The sequence below is a fragment of the Thalassobaculum fulvum genome, from assembly GCF_014652915.1.
Lineage (GTDB): Bacteria > Pseudomonadota > Alphaproteobacteria > Thalassobaculales > Thalassobaculaceae > Thalassobaculum_A > Thalassobaculum_A fulvum.
In genome coordinates this window covers 157,204-175,779 of the sequence record NZ_BMZS01000006.1, presented here as the reverse complement: position 1 = coordinate 175,779, position 18,576 = coordinate 157,204, and the positions used below count along the sequence as shown (strand labels likewise).

The following is an 18,576-nucleotide window of genomic DNA, read 5'->3' as shown; positions in this document are numbered from 1 at the left end:
CAGCCGGCGCTCGCCGCCTTCGAGCTGGCGATGGCGGGGCTGCTGGCGGAATGGGGGATCGTGCCGGACGCGGTGCTGGGCCACAGCCTCGGCGAGTACGCGGCGGCGATCGTGGCCGGGGCCGTCGAGCTGGAGCCGGCGCTGAATCTGATCGCCGCGCGTGGCCGCATGATGCAGGCGCTGCCGGCCGGCGGCGCCATGGCGGCGGTGATGGCCGGTGCCGACCGGGTGGCGCCGGTGCTGGCGCGGCATCCCGAGCTGTCGCTGGCCGCCGACAACGGCCCGGCGGCGACCACGATTGCCGGTCCGGCGGCGGCGGTCGAGGCGGCCTGTGCCGAGCTGGAGGCCGACGGCGTGACCTGCCGGCGCCTCGCGGTCAGCCACGCCTTCCATTCCACCCTGGTCGAGCCGGTGCTGGACGACCTGCGGACCGCCGCCGGCGCCGTCGAGTGGCGGGCGCCGACGGTGCCGCTGGTCGGCAACCTGGACGGCCGCGAGGTCGCCGGCTTCGACGCCGGGTACTGGGTCCGGCACAGCCGCGAGCCGGTGGCGTTCGCGGCCGGCATGCGGCGGCTGCGCGAGATCGGCTGCGATACCTTCGTGGAGCTTGGGCCGCAGCCGGTGCTGCTCGGCCTCGGAAGGACCGTAGCGGAGGGCGGCGAGTGGCTGGCGACGGCGCGCCGCGACGACCCGTCGACCCGGCCGCTGATGGCGGCGCTGGCACGGCTGTGGGAGCTTGGCGCTCCGGTCGACTGGAAGGCGGTGCACAAGGGGCGCGGGCGGCGGCTGGTTGACCTGCCGGGGCACCCGTTCCGGCGCCGCTCGTTCTGGCGGTCGCGCGGGAATCCGGCCCTGGCGCCCGGCGGTCACCCGCTGCTGCGCGAGCCGATCGCCCTGCCGGATGGCCGCACGGTGTTCCGGTTCGCGCTGCCGGCGCCGGGGGCGGCGTATCTCGCCGAGCATCGGGTCGGCGGCACCGCCATCGCCCCGGCGGCGGCCCTGTTGGAGGTCGCGGTGTCGGCGGCCGACCGGGCCGGGCTGCCTGCTACGCTCGCCGATCTGAGCTTCGACGCGCCATTACCGCTCCATGGGCCGCTCGACGGGCTGCGCGAGGCGACGGTGACCCTCGACGGCGACACGGTCGCCATCGACAGCCGGGGCGCCGACGGCGCCTGGACCCGGCACCTGACCGCCCGGCTGTCGACCGACGCGCCGGCCGACTGGACGCCCGCCGAGTCGGCGGAAGCGGTCGATCCGGCGGCCCTCTACGGCTGGCTGGCGGACGGAGGCGTCGACCTCGGTCCGGGCTTCCGGCGGATCGTCGAGGCGCGGCGCGGGTCGGACGCTGCGACCGTCACGATCTCCGGGGTCGATCCGGCAGGGCACCGGATCCACCCGACGGTGCTCGACGCCATGCTGCAGGCGCTGGCGGTCGTCACCTTGGGCCGCGGCGACGGGGCCATGCGGATTCCGGCGGGCGCCGGGCGCGCCACCATAGGTCCGGCTGCGGCCGGGGAGATCATCGTGCACGCCCGGCTGCGCGGCGATGCGATGCCGGAGGCCGATATCGTCGCGCTCGATGCGGATGGTCGGACCGTCGCGGCGATCGAGGGGTTGCGGCTGGCGGCCGGCGGCGTCGAGGAGCCGTGGCAGCGCTGGCTGCTGGCACGGGCATGGCGCGCGGTCGAGGCGCCGAACACCGCGGCCGAGATCGCCGAGGCGGTGGCCGCCGGGGTTCCGGATCGTCTCGCCGGGGCCGGGCTGGATGGTGCCGGGCTGGACGGGCTCGCCGACCTCGGGGTCGGGCTGGACGCGGCGGCCGGCGGCTATGCCGCGGCGGCGCTGGCCGCGGTGCCGGCGGAGCAGGTCGTGGAGCGGCAGCGGCAGCTGTACGCCCGCCTGCCGCTGCTGGCCGAGGCCGGGTGGGGGACCGACCCGGAGGCCCTGCTGGACGACCTCGCCGCCCGGCATCCGGGCAGTGTCACCGAGATCGACCTGCTGCGGCGCTGCGGATCGGCGCTGCCGGCGGTGCTGACCGGCGACCAGGACCCGCTGGCGCTGATCTTCCCGCCCGAGGATTCCGGCGCAGGAGGGGGAAACGTCTACCGCGACTCGCCGGTCTCGGCGCTGCTGAACGGCCTGGTCGAGGACGCCGTTCTGGCCGCGCTGCCGGCGGCCGGACCGATCCGGATCCTCGAAGTCGGGGCGGGGACCGGCGGCACCACCGACGGGCTGCTGGCGCGGCTGCCGGCCGACCGCATGGCCGAGTACGCCTTCACCGACATAGCACCGGCGCTGCTGGCCCAGGCCCGGTCGCGCTACGCCGACCGGCCGTGGCTCGAGACCCGGCAGCTCGACCTGGACCGCGATCCGAAAGCGCAGGGCCTTGAGGTCGGGCGCTATCACGTCGTGGTCGCGGCCAACGTGGTGCACGCGACCCGCGACCTGAAGGCAACCCTGGCCCGGCTGAGGGACCTGCTGGTCCCCGGCGGCGCGGTGGTGTTGCTGGAAGGTGCCGGGCCGCAGGGCTGGATCGACCTGGTGTTCGGCCTGACCGAGGGCTGGTGGCGGTTCGCCGACCGCGAGCGGCGTCCGGACTACCCGCTGCCGGAGCGCGACGGCTGGCGCGACGTGCTGGCCGAGAGCGGCTTCGAACCGGCCGAGGTCGCGGCGGACGCGCCCGGTGTGCTCGACCGACAGGCGGTGCTGGTGGCGCGGCGACGGCCCGGTGCCTGGCTGCTGGCCGGCGGCGACGACCCGGTGACGGTGGCACTGGCCGGTGCGCTCGGTGCAACCCGTATCGCGGCCGGCGACCCGATCCCGGACGGCAATTGGGACGGCTGCGTCTACACCGGCGCGCTCGGGCTGGACGAGGCGCCGGCCGATCCGGAGGCGCTGCTCGATGGCCAGCAGCGGCTGCTCGACCCGACCCGCCGGCTGGCGCTCGATCTCGCTGCGCGCGGTATCCCACTGGCGATGGTGACGGCCGGCGCCACGACCGACCGGCCGTTGCAGGCGCCGCTCTGGGGGCTCGGCCGGGCGATCGCCGCCGAGCTGCCGGCGCTCGGGGTGCGGCTGATCGACATCGACCCCGGCCTGGCGGCACAGGCCGTCGCCGCGGCGCTGGCCCGCGAGCTGGCGGCCGGCGATGGCGAGGACCAGGTACGGCTCGGCGACGGCACCCGGGCGGTGGCGCGGCTGGAGCGCGTGGTGGCGGAGCGGCCGGCGCTGCCGACCCTCGATCCCGAGGCGGCCTATCTGGTGACCGGCGGCTTCGGCGGGCTCGGCCTGCGCACCGCCGAATGGCTGGCCGATCGCGGCGCCCGCCGGATCGTGCTGATGGGCCACTCGGCGCCGTCCGCAGCCGCCGAGGCTGGTATCGCGAAGCTGGAAGCGCGCGGCGTGACGGTCGTCCGGTCGATCGGCGACGTGGCGAACGAGGCGGATGTCCGCGCCGCCCTGGCGGTGGCGCCGGGCCGACTGGCCGGCGTCATCCACGCCGCCGGGACCCTCGACGACGGCCCTCTCGCCGAGCTCGACTGGCCGCGCATGCGCCGGGTGCTGGAGGCCAAGGTGGTCGGTGCCTGGCTGCTCGACCGGCTGGCCGGCGACCTCGACCTGTTCGTCCTGTACTCCTCGGCGGTCGGGCTGATCGGCACGGCGGGGCAGGCCAACCACATCGCCGCCAACGCCTATCTCGACGCCCTGGCGGCGCGGCGCCGGGCCGAGGGCAGGCCGGCCGTCAGCCTGGCCTGGGGGGCGTGGAGCGAGATCGGCTCGGCCACCTCCGAGGCCCTGCACGACCGCATGCGGGCGTCCGGCATGGACCCGATCCCGCCAGAGCAGGGCGTGCGGGTGCTGGACTGGGCGCTCGGGGACCGGGCGCTCGGCGACGTTCCGGCCTGCGTCGGCGTGCTGCCGGTGCGCTGGCCGGCCTTCGCCGCCGCACTCGACGGCGAGGTGCCGCGGGTGCTGGCCGAGCTGGTGCCGGCGGTCCGGCAGGCCGCGAAACCGGCGCCGGCCGCCGTGCCGATTGCCGCACAGGGGCCGTCGCGGGCGGCACCGCGGTCGTTCGACCTGCTCGACACCATCCGCACCGAGGCGGCGGCTGTGCTGGCGGCCGAGGGGGCTGACGCCATCGATCCGCGCCGCAACCTGTTCGAGCTCGGCCTCGACTCACTGATGGCGGTCGAGCTGCGCAACCGCCTGCAGGCCCGGCTGGAACGGCCGCTGCCCTCGACCCTGCTGTTCGACCACCCGACCCCGGCGGCGCTGGCCGACTTCCTCGGCGATGCCGGCGCGGCCGAGGCGGTCGCGGCCCGGCCGCAGGCCGAGGGCGACGCCGTCGCCATCGTCGGCATGGGCTGCCGGTTCCCCGGCGGTGCCGACGACCCCGGCGCGTTCTGGCGACTGCTGTGCGAGGGCTTCGACGCGGTCGGCGAGTTCCCGCCGGACCGCTGGGCCGATGCCGGCGTGCGCGAGCGCATGACCACCAAATGGGGCGCCTTCCTGGACGGCGTCGACCGGTTCGACGCGGCGTTCTTCCGGATCGCCCCGCGCGAGGCGGCGTCGATGGACCCGCAGCAGCGCATCCTCCTGGAGACCGCCTGGCACGCCCTGGAGGATGCCGGGCAGGCGCCGGACCGGCTGGCCGGCTCGCCGACCGGCGTGTTCATGGGTCTGTGCAACTACGACTACGCCCAGATCGCCTCGGGCGGCGGGCGGATCGACGCCTGGTCCGGCACCGGCGGGGCGCCCAGCATCGTCGCCGGGCGGCTGGCCTATGTCCTCGGCCTGTCGGGGCCGGCGATGGTGGTCGACACCGCCTGCTCATCGTCGCTGGTGGCGCTGCACCTGGCCTGCCGCAGCCTGATCGACGGCGACTGCCGGATGGCGCTGGCCGGCGGCGTGAACCTGATCCTGGCGCCCTCCTCGACCGTGGCGCTGTCCGAGCTGCAGATGATGGCGCCGGACGGCCGCTGCAAAGCCTTCGACGCCCGCGCCGACGGCTTCGTGCGCGGCGAGGGCTGCGGCGTGGTGGTGCTGAAGCGGCTGGCCGACGCCCGGGCCGACGGCGACCGGGTGCTGGCCGTGGTGCGCGGCAGCTTCGTGAACCAGGACGGCCGATCGTCCAGCCTGACCGCGCCCAATGGGGCGGCGCAGGAGGCGGTGATCCGCGGCGCCCTGCAGCGGGCCGGGATAGCGCCGGCGGCGGTCGGCTATGTCGAGGCGCACGGCACCGGCACCGCGCTCGGCGACCCGATCGAGATCCACGCGCTGAAGTCGGTGTTCGCTGCCGGCCGGCCGGACAGCGAGCCGCTGGCGGTCGGTGCCGTGAAGTCGAACCTCGGGCACCTGGAGGCGGCGGCCGGCATCGCCGGACTGATCAAGGCGGTGCAGGCGATCCGCCACGGCGCGATCCCGCCGAACCGGCATTTCGAGCGCCTGAACCCGCATATCGACCTGGACGGCTTCCCGGTGCTGCTGCCGCAGGCGCCGACCCCATGGCCGGACCGCGACGGCACCCGGATCGCGGCGGTCAGCTCCTTCGGGTTCTCCGGAACCAACGCCCATGTCGTGCTGGAGCAGGCGCCTGAAGCGGCGGAACCCGAGACGGCGCCGGACCGCGTGCAACTCGTCGTGGCGTCGGGTGCGACGCCAGAAGCGGCCCGGGCGGTGGCCGAGGGCTATGCCGATGCGCTCGCCGGCACGGCGCTCGCCGACCTGGCGCATACGGCGCTGGTCGGCCGCGCTCAGCTCGGCCACCGGATCGCGGTCGCCGGGACCGATGCCGCCGGGATTGCCGCGGCCCTGCGCGACGCCGTGCCGTCGGACGCCGCCACTACGCCGCCCAGGGTCGGCTTCGTGTTCACCGGCCAGGGTGCCCAGTACGCCGGCATGGGTCGGTCGCTGTACGACGCCGAGCCGGCGTTCCGCGACACCGTCGACCGGATCGCCGCCGAGATGGCCGGCGAGCTCGACCGGCCGCTGCTGGAGATCCTGTCCGGCGACGGCGTCGACCGCACCGGCCAGGCCCAGCCGGCGCTGTTCGCGGTCGGGGTCGCCCTGGCCGAGCTGTACCGGTCCTGGGGGATCGAGCCGGCCGCCGTGCTCGGCCACAGCGTCGGCGAGTTCGCGGCGGCCTGCGTCGCCGGGGCGGTCCCGCTGGAGGATGCCGCCCGGCTGATCGCCCGGCGCGGCCGCATGATGGACGCGCTGCCGGACGGCGGCGCCATGGCGGCGGTGCAGGCCGGCGAGGCGACCGTGGTCGAGGCGATCGGCGCCGAGCCGGTGTCGGTCGCCGCTTTGAACGGCCCCGAGGCCACGGTGATCTCCGGCGAGGGTGCCGTGGTCGAGCGGGTGCTGGCGCGGCTGGAGGCGGCGGACGTGGCGTTCCGGCGCCTGACCGTCAGCCACGCCTTCCACTCGGCCTGCATGGACCCGGTGCTGGACGAGCTGGAGCGTGCCGCCGGCGAGTGCGCCTGGAGCGAGCCGCGCGTCCCGCTGCTGTCGAACCTGACCGGCGCCCCGGCCGGGGGCTTCGATGCCGCCTACTGGCGGGACCATGCGCGCCGGCCGGTGCGGTTCGCCGACGGCGTGGCCGCCATGGCCGGGCTCGGCTGCACGGTGTTCCTGGAGCTCGGGCCGCAGCCGGTGCTGACTGGCCTCGGTCGCCGTGTCGCCGGGGAGGCCGCCTGGATCCCGGCCCTGCGGCGCGACGCCGACGACGCGACCGCGGCGCTGGACGCGCTCGGCCGGCTTTTCACCGCCGGGGTCGACATCGACGGAAGGGCGGTCGCCGCCGGGCGCGGCGGCCGGATCGTGCGGCTGCCGACCTATCCGTTCGAGCGCCGGCGCTACTGGGTCGAGTCGGCCCCCGCCGCGGCGCCGCGGCCGCGTCGTGCCGGGCATCCGCTGCTGGGGGCGCCGCGCCGCTCGCCGGGCAAACGCCGGCAGTACGAGGCCGAGCTGTCGGTCGCCGCACTGCCCTGGCTCGCCGACCACGCGGTGCGCGGCGTGCCGACCGTGCCGGCGGCGGCGACCCTGGAGATGCTGGCGGCAGCTGCCGGAGATGGCCCGGTGGCGGTCGAGGACGTGCGGTTCGGCGGCCTGCTGACGCTGGATGCGCCGCAGCTCGCGGTGACCGATCGCGACGGCATGGCGCTGACGGTCGAGGCGACGCCGCTCGACGGCGACGACTGGCGGCCGGTCGCCGAAGCGAGCGTGGCGGACCCGGGCGAGATGGCGTCGGTGGACCTGGACGGGGTCCGTCGCCGCTGTTCCGACGCGGTCGACGTTGCCGGCTTCTACGACGCCTTTCCGGCCCGGGGCCTGGCCTACGGTCCGGCGTTCCGGGCGGTGGCCGGGCTGCACCAGGGCGACGGCGAGGCGCTGGCCCGGCTGGTGCTGCCGGACGGCCTTGATCCCGCCGGCTTCCGCCTGCACCCGAGCTTGCTCGACGGCGCGTTCCAGAGCCTTGGCGCGGCGGCGCGCGGGGTCGACGTTACCGGCGAGGGCCATCTGCCGGCCCGCCTGGACCGCATGACCTGGAGCGGCACGCCGGCCGGGCGCGAGCTGTGGGCCTGGACCCGGCTGCGGACCGGCCGGGGCGGCGAGCTGATCGGGGACGTGACCTTGCTGACCGACGACGGCGCCGTGGTCGCTCGGGCCGACGGGCTGCGGCTGGTCCCGGCGCGCGAGGCGGCGTCGCGGCCGGCGGCGGTCCACGACGTGGTCTGGCAGGAAGCAGCGGCGGATCGCGAGATGCCGGCGAGGGTCGCGGTCGCCGGGCCGGCTTCGCCCGTCTTGGCGGAGGCGCTGGCGGTGTCGGGCATCGCGGTTGCCGAGACGGCCGAGAGCCCCGAAACCGTGATCTGGTCCGCGCCGGCGTACGGCGAGCCGGCAGCGCTGTGCGCGGCCCTGACCGGCCTGGCGCTCGACCTCGCTGGCCGCGATGCGCCGCCGCGTCTCGCGGTCGTCGCGCTTGGCGCGGTGACGGTGCCGGACGACCCGACCCCGCCGTCGGTCGCGCACGGTGCCCTCGCCGGCCTCGTGGCGACTGTCGCACGCGAGCATCCGGAGCTCGACCCGGTGCTGATCGACGCCGAGCCGACTGGGGTTCCCGAAGCCCTGCGATGCGGCGGGCCGGTGCTGGCGGTGCGCGGTGGCCGGGTCTTCGTCCGCTCGGTCGAACCGCGCGCTGCGGCCGGTTCGGGTGCGGTGTTCGCCCTCGACCGGCCCGACAGCGGACAACTCGCCGAGCTGGCGCTGCGGCCGGCGGCGATGCCGCAGCCCGGCTCGGGCCAGGTGCGGATCGCGGTGACGGCGGCCGGGCTGAACTTCCGCGATGTGATGAACGCGCTTGGCACCTATCCCGGCGACGGTGGCCGGCTCGGCGGCGAGTGCGCCGGCATCGTCGACGCGCTCGGCGAGGGCGTCGACGGGCTGGCGATCGGCGACCGGGTGATGGCGGTCGCCCCCGGCTGCCACGCCAGCCACGCGGTCGGCGAGGCGCCGCTGGTGCTGCCGGTGCCGGCCGGCTGGAGCGACGAGCAGGCGGCGACCATGCCGACGGTGTTCCTGACCGCCGCCTGGGCGCTGCGCCGCGACGGCGCGCTCGGGGCGGGGCAGCGGGTGCTGGTGCACGCCGGCACCGGCGGGCTCGGCCTCGCCGCCATCCAGGTCGCCCGGGCCGCCGGAGCCGAGGTGCTGGCGACCGCGGGCAGCGACGAGAAGCGCGAGTACCTGCGCGGCCTCGGCATCGCCTGCGTCTCGGACTCCCGGTCGCGGGCGTTCGTCGACGACGTGATGGCGCATACCGGCGGCGCGGGCGTCGACATCGTCCTCAATTCGCTCAGCGGCGAGCTGATCGCCGGCGGCTTCGAGGTGCTGAAGCCCGGCGGCCGGTACCTGGAGGCCGGCAAGGCCGGGATCTGGAGCGAGGAGCAGGCCAGGGCGGCGCGGCCGGACGTCGCCTACCGCCCGGTCGCGCTCGACGCCGAGATCGTCCGCGACCCGGCGGCAGTCGGGGCATTCTGGCATGTGCTGATGGCCGAGTTCGCCGCCGGCACCCTGCAGCCGCTGCCGGTCACGCCGTTCGCGATGGCCGACGCCGAGGGCGCCTACCGCTTCATGCAGCAGGCCCGGCACATCGGCCGGATCGCGCTGACCCGCCGGTTCCTGCGCGGCGACGCCGCCTACCTCGTCACCGGCGGCACCGGCGGGGTTGGCCCGGCGGTTGCCCGCTGGCTGCTGATGCGCGGGGCCGGCCAGGTGGTGCTGACGGCCCGAAGCGAGCCCGAGCCGGCGGTGCTGGACCCGCTGCGGCGCCTGGGCGACGTCCGGTTCGTTTCGGCGGACCTGTCGGACGGCGCGCAGGTCGATGCCCTGGTGACCGACCTCGACCGACCGTTGGCCGGGGTGTTCCACGCCGCCGGTGCGCTCGACGACGGCGTGCTGGAGCAGATGACCGAGGACCGGTTCCGCGCCGTCATGGCGGCCAAGCTGGACGGGGCGCTGGCACTCGACCGGGCGACCCGCGGGCAACCGCTCGACCACTTCGTGCTGTTCTCCTCGGCGGCCGGCGTGCTCGGCTCGGCCGGGCAGGCAAATTACGCCGCCGCCAACGCCGGGCTCGACGCACTGGCGCATCGCCGCCGGGCCGAGGGGCTGCCGGCGCTCTGCATCGACTGGGGGGCGTGGCACGGCGCCGGCATGGCGGCCGGGCGGGCCGGTCCGGCGCTCGAGCCGGAACAGGCGCTGGCGGCCCTGGAAGCGTTGCTGGCCGACGGCACCGCCCAGGCGGTCGTGCTGCCGGAGCCGCTGTCCGTGGCCGATGCCGAGCCGGAAAGCCCGTCGGCGCCGGCCCTGCGCGAGCGGCTGGCGACGACCCCGGAGGCGGAGCGGCCGGCGATGCTGCGCGAGGCGGTGCGCGAGCAGGTCGCCGGCATCCTGTCACTGCCGGCCGCCGGCATCGATGCCCGGCGGGCGCTGAACGAGTACGGTCTCGATTCGCTGATGGCGGTCGAGCTGCGCAACGCGCTGGCGGGGCTGTGCGGCGAGCGTCTGCCGGCCAGCCTGATCTTCGACTACCCGACGGTGCAGGCTCTGGCAGGCTTCCTGCTGGAGCGGATGGCCGGCGCGCTCCCGGCGCCGCCGGCCGAACCGCCGCCGCCGACCGAACCGCCGGGCGCGCCGATGGGCGCACCGATGAGCGATGCGGATGCGGCGATCGACGATACGATGTCCGAGGAGGAACTCGCTCGGGCGCTGATGCTGGAGGTGGACCGTGCCGGATTTTGAGGCACCCGACCAGGACGCGGCGGCGGGCTCGGCGCCGGTCGACACCGCCCTGCAGTTGCGCCGGGCGATCGCGGCGGTCGCCGGCATGCGCCAGAAGCTGGAGGCGGTCGAGGCCAAGGCGCACGAGCCGATCGCCATCGTCGGCATGGCCTGCCGGTTCCCGGGCGCGCCCGACCTGGACAGCTACTGGCGGCTGCTGGACGAGGGCCGCGACGCGATCTCGGAGGTGCCGCGCGAGCGCTGGGACGTCGACGCCCTGTACGACCCGGACCCGGACGCGCCCGGCAAGATGAACAGCCGCTGGGGCGGCTTCGTCGACGGTGTCGACCGGTTCGACGCCGGCTTCTTCGGGATCTCGCCGCGGGAGGCGGTCGGTATCGACCCGCAGCAGCGCCTGCTGCTGGAGACCGTCTGGCATGCGCTGGAGGACGCCGCGCTGCCGCCGGACGACCTGGAGGGCAGCCGCACCGGCGTCTATGTCGGCCTCAGCACCGCCGACTACGCCCAGGTGCTGGCCGACCGCGAGGACGGGGTCGACTGGATCGACGCCCATGCCAGCCTCGGCAACTCCGCGGCGGTGGCGGCCGGCCGGCTGTCCTACACCCTCGGCCTGCAGGGCCCGGCGATGGTGGTCGACACCGCCTGCTCGTCGTCGCTGGTGTCGGTTCACCTGGCGGTCCAGGCCTTGCGCAGCGGCGAGATCGGCCTCGGCCTCGCCGCCGGCGTGAACCTGATCCTGAGCCCGGAGCTGACCATCGGGTTCAGCAAGGCGCGGATGATGGCGGCCGACGGCCGCTGCAAGACCCTCGACGCCGGGGCTGACGGCTATGTCCGCAGCGAGGGCTGCGGGGTGGTGGTGCTGAAGCGGCTGTCCGACGCTGTGGCGGACGGCGACTACGTCCACGCCGTGGTGCTCGGCAGCGCGGTCAACCAGGACGGTCGTTCGAACGGCCTGACTGCGCCGAACGGCCCGGCCCAGGTCGCGGTGATCCGTTCCGCCCTGGCAGATGCCGGGATTCTGCCCGAGGCGGTGTCGTACCTGGAGATGCACGGCACCGGCACGCCGCTCGGCGACCCGATCGAGGCGCGCGCCCTGGCCACCGTGTTCGGCGAAACGCACCGGCCGCATGTCGGCTCGGTGAAGACCAACATCGGCCATCTGGAAGCGGCGGCCGGCATGGCCGGGCTGATCAAGGTGGCCCTGGCGGTCGGGCGCGGCCGGATCCCGGCGCATCTCAACTTCCACACCCTCAACCCGCACATCGCGGCCGACGGCTTCCCGTTCCAGGTGCCGACCGCGACCGTGCCCTGGCAGCCGCCGGGCGGGCGGCGGGTCGCGGGGGTGAGCTCGTTCGGGTTCTCGGGCACCAACGGCCACGTGATCGTCGCCGAGCCGCCGGAACCGGCCCCGCCGTCGGGCGCGACCCGGCCGGTCGAGGTGCTCGCCCTGTCGGCCCGCGATCCCGAGGCGCTGGAGGACCTGCGCGGCGCGGTCGAGGCGACGCTCGGCGAGCCGGCGGTCGACCTGGAGGGCCTCGCCGCCACCCTGTCGGCCGGGCGCAGCCATCACCCGCACCGGCTGGCGGTCGCGGCCGCCGATCCGGCGGAGGCCCGCAAGGCGCTGGCCGCCGCGACACCGGAGCGCGCGGCCGAGACGCCCGCCGTCGGTTTCCTGTTCACCGGCCAGGGCTGCCAGTACCCGGGGATGGCGCGCGGGCTGATGGCCGAGCCGGCGTTCCGCGACGTGATCGAGCGCTGCACCGAGGCGCTGGGCGATCGCCTGGGCCGGCCGCTGTCGGCGCTGCTGGCGGACGATACCGCGGCACTGGACAGCACCGCGCTGGTGCAGCCGCTGCTGTTCGCGGTCGAGGTCGCGACCGCCTCGCTGTGGCGGTCCTGGGGGGTCGAGCCGGCGGTGGTGCTGGGCCACAGCGTCGGCGAGGTGGCGGCGGCCTGTGTCGCCGGTGCGATATCGGTCGAGGACGGCGTCGCCTTCATCGCCGAGCGCGGGCGGCTGATGCAGGAGCGCGCCGGGCTCGGCGGAATGGCCGCGGCACTCGCACCGGAGGCCGAGGTGGCGCGGGTCATCGACGGGACCGGGGCGGTGGTCGCCGCCCTGAACGGCCCGGCCAACACGGTGATCGCCGGCGATGCGGCCGCCATGGCCAGGGCGGTGGCGGCGCTTGAGCGCGCCGGGCTGTCGACCCAGAAGCTGGAGGTGGCGACCGCCTTCCACTCGCCGGTGCTGGATCCCTGCCTCGACGGCATCCAGCGCGCCGCCGATGCGGCCGAGTGGACGCCGATGCGGCTGCCGCTGGCCTCGAACCTGACCGGCAGCCTCGTCCAGCGCTTCGACTCCAACTACTGGCGCCGCCAGGCGCGCGGCGCGGTGCGGTTCGCCGACGGGCTGCGGGCGGTGCTCGACAAGGGCTGCCGGGTCCTGGTCGAGGTCGGGCCGCACCCGGTGCTGTCGACCCTCGGCCGCACGGTCGACGCCGAGGCCGTCTACCTGCCGAGCCTGCGCCGCGGCGGCGACGACCGGCGCATGGTGGCCGAGGCCCTGGCCCGGCTGTACACGCTGGGCGCGCCGGTCGAGTGGGAGGCCTATCACGGGCCGGGCTGGCGGCGAGCGGCCGCCCCGCTGTATCCGTTCCGGCGCGAGCGCTACTGGCCGGAGCCGAAGGCCCAGTCGGCGGCTAGGTCGGTCGCCGGGCCGCGGCGCCGGCTCGAGCACCCGCTGCTCGGCGCCCGCATCCCGTCGCCGATCGAGGCGACCCTGTACGAGGCCCGGCTCGACACCCGCAGCGTGCCGTTCCTGGCCGACCATGTGGTGTTCGGCGAGGTGGTGGTGCCCGGCGCCATGCACGCCGTGCTCGGCATGGCGATGGCCGAGATCCAGGGCCACGGGATTCCGGCGGTGGCCGACCTGGTGTTCTCCGAGCCGTTGACCGTGCCGGTCGGCGGCGTCAGCGTGCAGTGCGTGCTGGAGCCGGATGGCGGCTACACCGTCAACGGCCTGGACGAGGGGGGTCAAGCCGGGGGTGGGGAGTGGGTCCCCCATGCCAGCGGCCGGATCGATCCGGAAGCCGGCCCGGTGCCCGAAGCCCTCGACCTGGACGCGCTCCGCAGCCGGCTGGCGGAGGACGAGGCCGGGCCCGAGGCGCTGTTCGCCATGCTCGGGGAGCGCGGGATCGAGCTGGGAGCGAGCTTCCGGGGCCTGCACGCGATCTGGCGCGGCGACGGCGAGGCACTGGCCGAGATCGTCCGGCCGGCGGCGCTGGCCGAGGCCGCGGCGAGGCTGCCGATCCATCCGGCGGTCTTGGATTCCTGTTTCCAGCTGCTCGGCGCCACCTTCGCCGGGGAGGGTACCGCCGGAGGCTTCCTGCCGCTGTCGATCGACCGGGTGCGGCTGTGGCGACGTCCGGGCGAGCGGTTCTACTGCCATGCCCGGATCGCCGACAGCGGGCCGAGCCGCGAGATCGCCGTCGGGCATTTCGTTCTGACCGACGCCGACGGCACGGTTCTGGCGGCGGTCGACGGCCTGCAGATCAAGCGGGTCGTGGGACCCGGCGCGCGCGATCCGGTGGCGGATTCGCTGCTCGCGGTCGACTGGGTGCCGGCACCGGTTTCCGACATCGACTGGGCCGATCCGGCGGCCCTGGCGGCGGCCGCGGCAGCCGAAGCGGCGACTCGCATTGCCGAACTGCCGGCCTCGACCCTGGCCGACGACCTGGAGCGGCTGGCCGCCGCCTGCGCCCGCGACGCCCTCGCGGCGCTCGGTGCGGGATCGGACGGCGACCCGGGGGCGCACGGCGTGGCGGACCGGCACGCCCGGCTGTTCCGCCGGCTGTCCGTGCTGGCCTCGGCGGCGGGCGAGGAGGACGGCTACATGCTGGCGGCGCGGCTGCGGGCCGACTACCCGGACAACGAGCTGGAGGTCGAGCTGGTGGCGCGCTGCGGCGGCGGGTTGCCCGGGGTGTTGCGCGGCGAGGCCGATCCGCTGCAGCTTCTGTTCGCCGACGGCTCGTCGTCGGTCTATGCCGGCGGCGGGCTGGCCGAGACCGCCAACGCAATGGCGGCCGCTGCGCTGCGGGCGGCGGCCGGGCGGCGGGGGGACGGGCAACCCCTGCGGATACTGGAGATCGGCGCCGGTACCGGGGCGACGACCGGCGCGCTGCTGGCGGCGCTGGAGGACGTGCCCGCGGTGGATTACCGCTTCACCGACGTGTCGGCCGGCTTCCTGGCGTCGGCCGAGTCGGCGTTCGGCGGGCGTCCCGGCATGCGGTTCGAGCTGCTGGACCTGGAGCAGGACCCGGCCGGCCAGGGCTTCGCGCCGGGCGGCGCCGATGTGGTCGTGGCGGCCAACGTGGTGCACGCCACCGTCGACCTGCGGCAGTCGCTGCGGCACATCCGCCAGGCACTGGCGCCCGGCGGGCTGCTGCTGCTGGTCGAGAGCACGGCGCCGCAGTCCTGGTGGGACATCGTATTCGGCCTGACCGAGGGCTGGTGGCGGTTCCAGGACACCGACCTGCGGCCGGACCACCCGCTGCTGCCGGCCGGGCGCTGGCAGGACGTGCTGGCCGAGGCGGGTTTCGCCGGGGCCGAGGCGGTGGCGGCGGACAGCGAAGGGCGGCAGTCGGTGATCCTGGCGCGTGCCGCGGCCGCCCGGCCGTTCCTGGCGGTGCACGACGGGCGCGACGGTCCGGCGGCCGAGCTCGCCGAGGCCCTGACGGCGGCCCTGTCGGAGCGCGGGCACCCGGCCCGGGCCCTGGCTGCCAAGGCGGCGATCGGGGCGGTCGCGGCCGAGCCGGCCACGGTCGTCTACACCGGCGGCGTCGGGGCCGGCGACCAGCGCCATCTCAAGGATGCCTTCGGGCTGACCCGGGCGCTGGCGGAGGCCGGTCGCGACGGGCTGCTGCTGGTCACCCGCGGGGCGCAGACCGAAGGCGCGTCCCTGGACGGCGTGGAGGGCGCCAGCCTCACCGGCTTCGGCCGGGTGGCGGCGCTCGAGCTGCCGGAGCTCGGCTGCCGGTGGGTCGATCTCGATCCGGCCGGCGATCCGCTGGAGGCGCTGCTGACCGAGGTGCTGACCGGTGACGCAGAGGCCGAAATCGCCTGGCGCGACGGGACCCGGCTGGCGGCCCGGCTGGCGCCGCATCCGCTCCCCTCCGCCGAGCCGTCGTTCGCGGCCGACGGCACCTACCTGGTGACCGGCGGGTTCGGCGGGCTCGGGCCGCTGCTGGCCGACTGGCTGCTGGAGCACGGGGCCGGGTCGGTGGTGCTGACCGGCCGGCGGGAACCGGAGGCGGCCACGGCGAAGCGGCTGGCCGGCCGCGGCTCGGCGTTGCAGGCGCGGGTCGTCGACGTGACCGACGAAGCCGCAATGGCGGCGTTGCTGGCCGGGATCGATTCCGGCGACCGGCCGTTGAAGGGCGTGTTCCATCTCGCCGGCAGCGTCGCCGACGGGACCATCGTGGCGCAGTCCTGGGACGGCTTCGCCTCGGTGCTTAGGGCCAAGGTCGGCGGGGCGCGGATTCTCGACCGGCTGACCCGCGACCGGATGCTCGACCATTTCGTGCTGTTCTCGACCTCGGCGTCCCTGATCGGCAACCCCGGCCAGGCCAACCATGCCGCCGCCAACGCCTACCTCGACGCGCTGGCGCGGGCGCGGCGGGCGGCGGGATTGCCGGGCCTCAGCGTCAACTGGGGTGCCTGGGGCGAGGTCGGCGCTGTCGTCGAGGGCGCCTATTCCGAGGACATGGCGGGCCGTGGCGTGCGGCCGATCGACCCTCGCAACGGCCTCGACGGCCTGGCCCGTGCGATGGTGGGCGACCGCGGGCAGATCGGCTTCGTCGACGTCGACTGGCAAACCTTCCTGGCCGGCTACGGCGAGGCGGTGCCGGCCTATCTGGAGCGGTTTCGACCGGCGGCGACGGTGCGCAAGCCGAGGCGGGCGGCCTCCGCACCCGCCCGCAGGTCTTCGACCGATATCCCGGCCCGGCTGGCAGAGGCGAAGCCGGAGGCCCGGCAGGCGCTGCTGGGCGAGCTGCTGCTGGCCGAGGCGGCGGCAGTGCTGGGGGTCGGCGATCCCGCTCGGATCGACCCGACCCAGGCGCTGAACGAGCTCGGCCTCGACTCGCTGCTGGCGCTGGAGCTGCGCAACCGGCTGTCGGCCGCGCTCGGGGCGACCCAGCCGGCGACCCTGCTGTTCAACTACCCGAGCGTGGCGGCCCTGACCGAGCATTTCGCGGCCGGGCTGCTGGACGGCGTGCCGGCTGCCGCATCCAAGCCCGAGCGGGCGCCGGAACCGACCTACGACGCCGAGATCGGCACGATGTCCGACGGCGAGATCGAGGCGCTGATCGACGCCGAGCTGGCCAATCTCGGGGGCGGCTGATGCACGGTACGGCCGACAGTGCGGGAGGGTCGAAGGCCGCGGTGGCGCGGGCCAGGGCGGCGTTGGCGGCCGGCGACCATGCCGGCGCCTTCGCCGAGTTGCGCGCCGCGATCCGCCCGCAGGACGACTTCACCGAGCAGGCGCGGATCGCGCGCGCCTTCGCCAAGGTCGACGCCGGCGCCCTCGGGCTCAGGCCGCTGAAGGTCGCGGTGCTGGCCGGCAGCACGGTCGACCACCTGGCCGACGTGCTGCGGTTCTGGCTGGCCGCTTCGGGGTTCGCCGCCGAGATCTACCTGGCACCCTACGACACCGTCGCGCAGACCGTGCTGGACCCGGCCAGCGGGCTGTACGGGTTCGCGCCGCAGGTGGTGTGGCTGTTCTCGACCCATCGCGACGCCGGGGTCGCGGTCGAGCCGGGGGCGACCGTGGCCGAGGTCGAGGCGGCGGTGGACGCGGCGGTCGCCGAGCGGACGGCGCTGTGGCGGGTGCTGGCCGAGCGGCTGGACGCCCTGGTCCTGCAGAACAACGCCGACATCCCGGCCGACGACCCGTTCGGCAACCTGGCCGGGGCCGCGCCCTGGGGCATGCGCACGGCCCTGCGGCTGTACAACGCCCGGCTGGCGGCCGCAGCGCCCGCCGGTGTGGCGGTGTTCGACCTGGACCACGTCGCCGGGCTGTGGGGCCGGGCGCGCTGGACCGATCCGCGCTACTGGCACCACTCCAAGCACGCCTTCGCGCCGGATGCGACCGGCACCGTCGCCGCCGCCGCCGCGCGGCTGCTGGCCGGCGCCATGGGGCTGGGGAAGAAGTGCCTGGTGCTGGACCTGGACAACACGCTGTGGGGCGGCGTGATCGGCGACGACGGCGTGGCCGGGATCGCGCTCGGCACCGGCGCCGACGGCGAGGCGTTCGTCGCCTTCCAGCGCCACGTGAAGGCGCTGAAGGAGCGCGGCGTGATCCTGGCGGTGGTCAGCAAGAACGAGGAGGCGGCCGCCCGGGCGCCGTTCGAGAGCCACCCGGACATGGTGCTGCGGCTCGACGACATCGCGGTGTTCCGCGCCAACTGGAGCAACAAGGCCGATACCATCCAGGACGTCGCCGAGACCCTGTCGATCGGCCTGGATTCCCTGGTGTTCGTCGACGACAACCCGGCCGAGCGCGACCTGGTGCGCCGCGCCCTGCCGACGGTCGAGGTGATCGAGCTGCCGGACGATCCGGCGCATTACGTCGAGGCGCTGGCCCGGGCCGGCTGCTTCGAGGCGGCGGCGTTCTCGGCCGAGGACCGCCGGCGCGCCGGCTACTACGCCGACAATGCCCGGCGGGTCGAGCTGAAGCGGGCCGCGGTCGACATGGACGGCTACCTGGACGGGCTGGTGATGGTGGCGACGGTCGGCGGGGTCGACGACTTCCACCTGCCGCGCATCGCCCAGCTGATCAACAAGTCCAACCAGTTCCACCTGACCGGCACCCGGCTGACCGAGCGCGAGGTCGAGCGGCTGGCGGCCGCCGACGACACCGAGGTGTTCCACGTCCGGCTGGCCGACCGGTTCGGCGACAACGGCCTGATCGCGGTGCTGATCCTGCGCCGGGACGGCGAGGATTTGCACGTCGACACCTGGGCGATGAGCTGCCGGGTGCTCGGCCGCACGGTCGAGGAGTTCATCGCCAACGAGATCCTGGCGCGGGCCCGGCGGCGCGGCTGCCGGAGCGTGGTCGGGCGCTACGTGAAGTCGCCGAAGAACGCCCTGGTCGCCGGGCTGTACGACCGGCTCGGCTTCGCGCCGCTGGGCGGTGACGAAGCCGAGCGGCGCTGGTCGCTGGCGGTCGCCGACCGGCCGGACGGCTGGAAGACCCATGTACGGGTGGCGGAGGCTTAG

At 75.6% G+C, this 18,576-nt stretch carries 3 protein-coding genes (1 of these 3 only partly in view); all 3 read left to right on the top strand.

From position 1 onward, the window contains the following. Tightly spaced (each overlapping or abutting the next), the 3 genes in view from IE246_RS14350 to IE246_RS14340 form a layout consistent with a single transcriptional unit that may run on beyond the window. Positions 1 to 10,302: the 3' portion of a type I polyketide synthase gene (locus tag IE246_RS14350; protein ID WP_189990767.1), read on the top strand. The gene continues 1,824 nt to the left of window position 1, outside the view; the window shows 10,302 of its 12,126 coding nt (coding positions 1,825-12,126); the start codon falls outside the window, past its left edge; it ends in the stop codon at positions 10,300 to 10,302. After that, entirely contained in the window at positions 10,289 to 16,699 is a 6,411-nt protein-coding gene (locus tag IE246_RS14345; protein ID WP_189990766.1) for a type I polyketide synthase, read from the top strand. Before IE246_RS14350 ends, IE246_RS14345 begins: the two co-directional genes overlap by 14 nt. Next, positions 16,699 to 18,576, top strand: a complete 1,878-nt coding sequence (locus IE246_RS14340; RefSeq protein ID WP_189990765.1) for an HAD-IIIC family phosphatase — start codon at positions 16,699 to 16,701, stop codon at positions 18,574 to 18,576. Before IE246_RS14345 ends, IE246_RS14340 begins: the two co-directional genes overlap by 1 nt.

What these genes read in the sequence shown, in the direction of transcription:
- IE246_RS14340 (WP_189990765.1), top strand. Translation starts at nt 16,699, where the DNA reads ATGCACGGTACGGCCGACAGTGCGGGAGGGTCGAAGGCCGCGGTGGCG.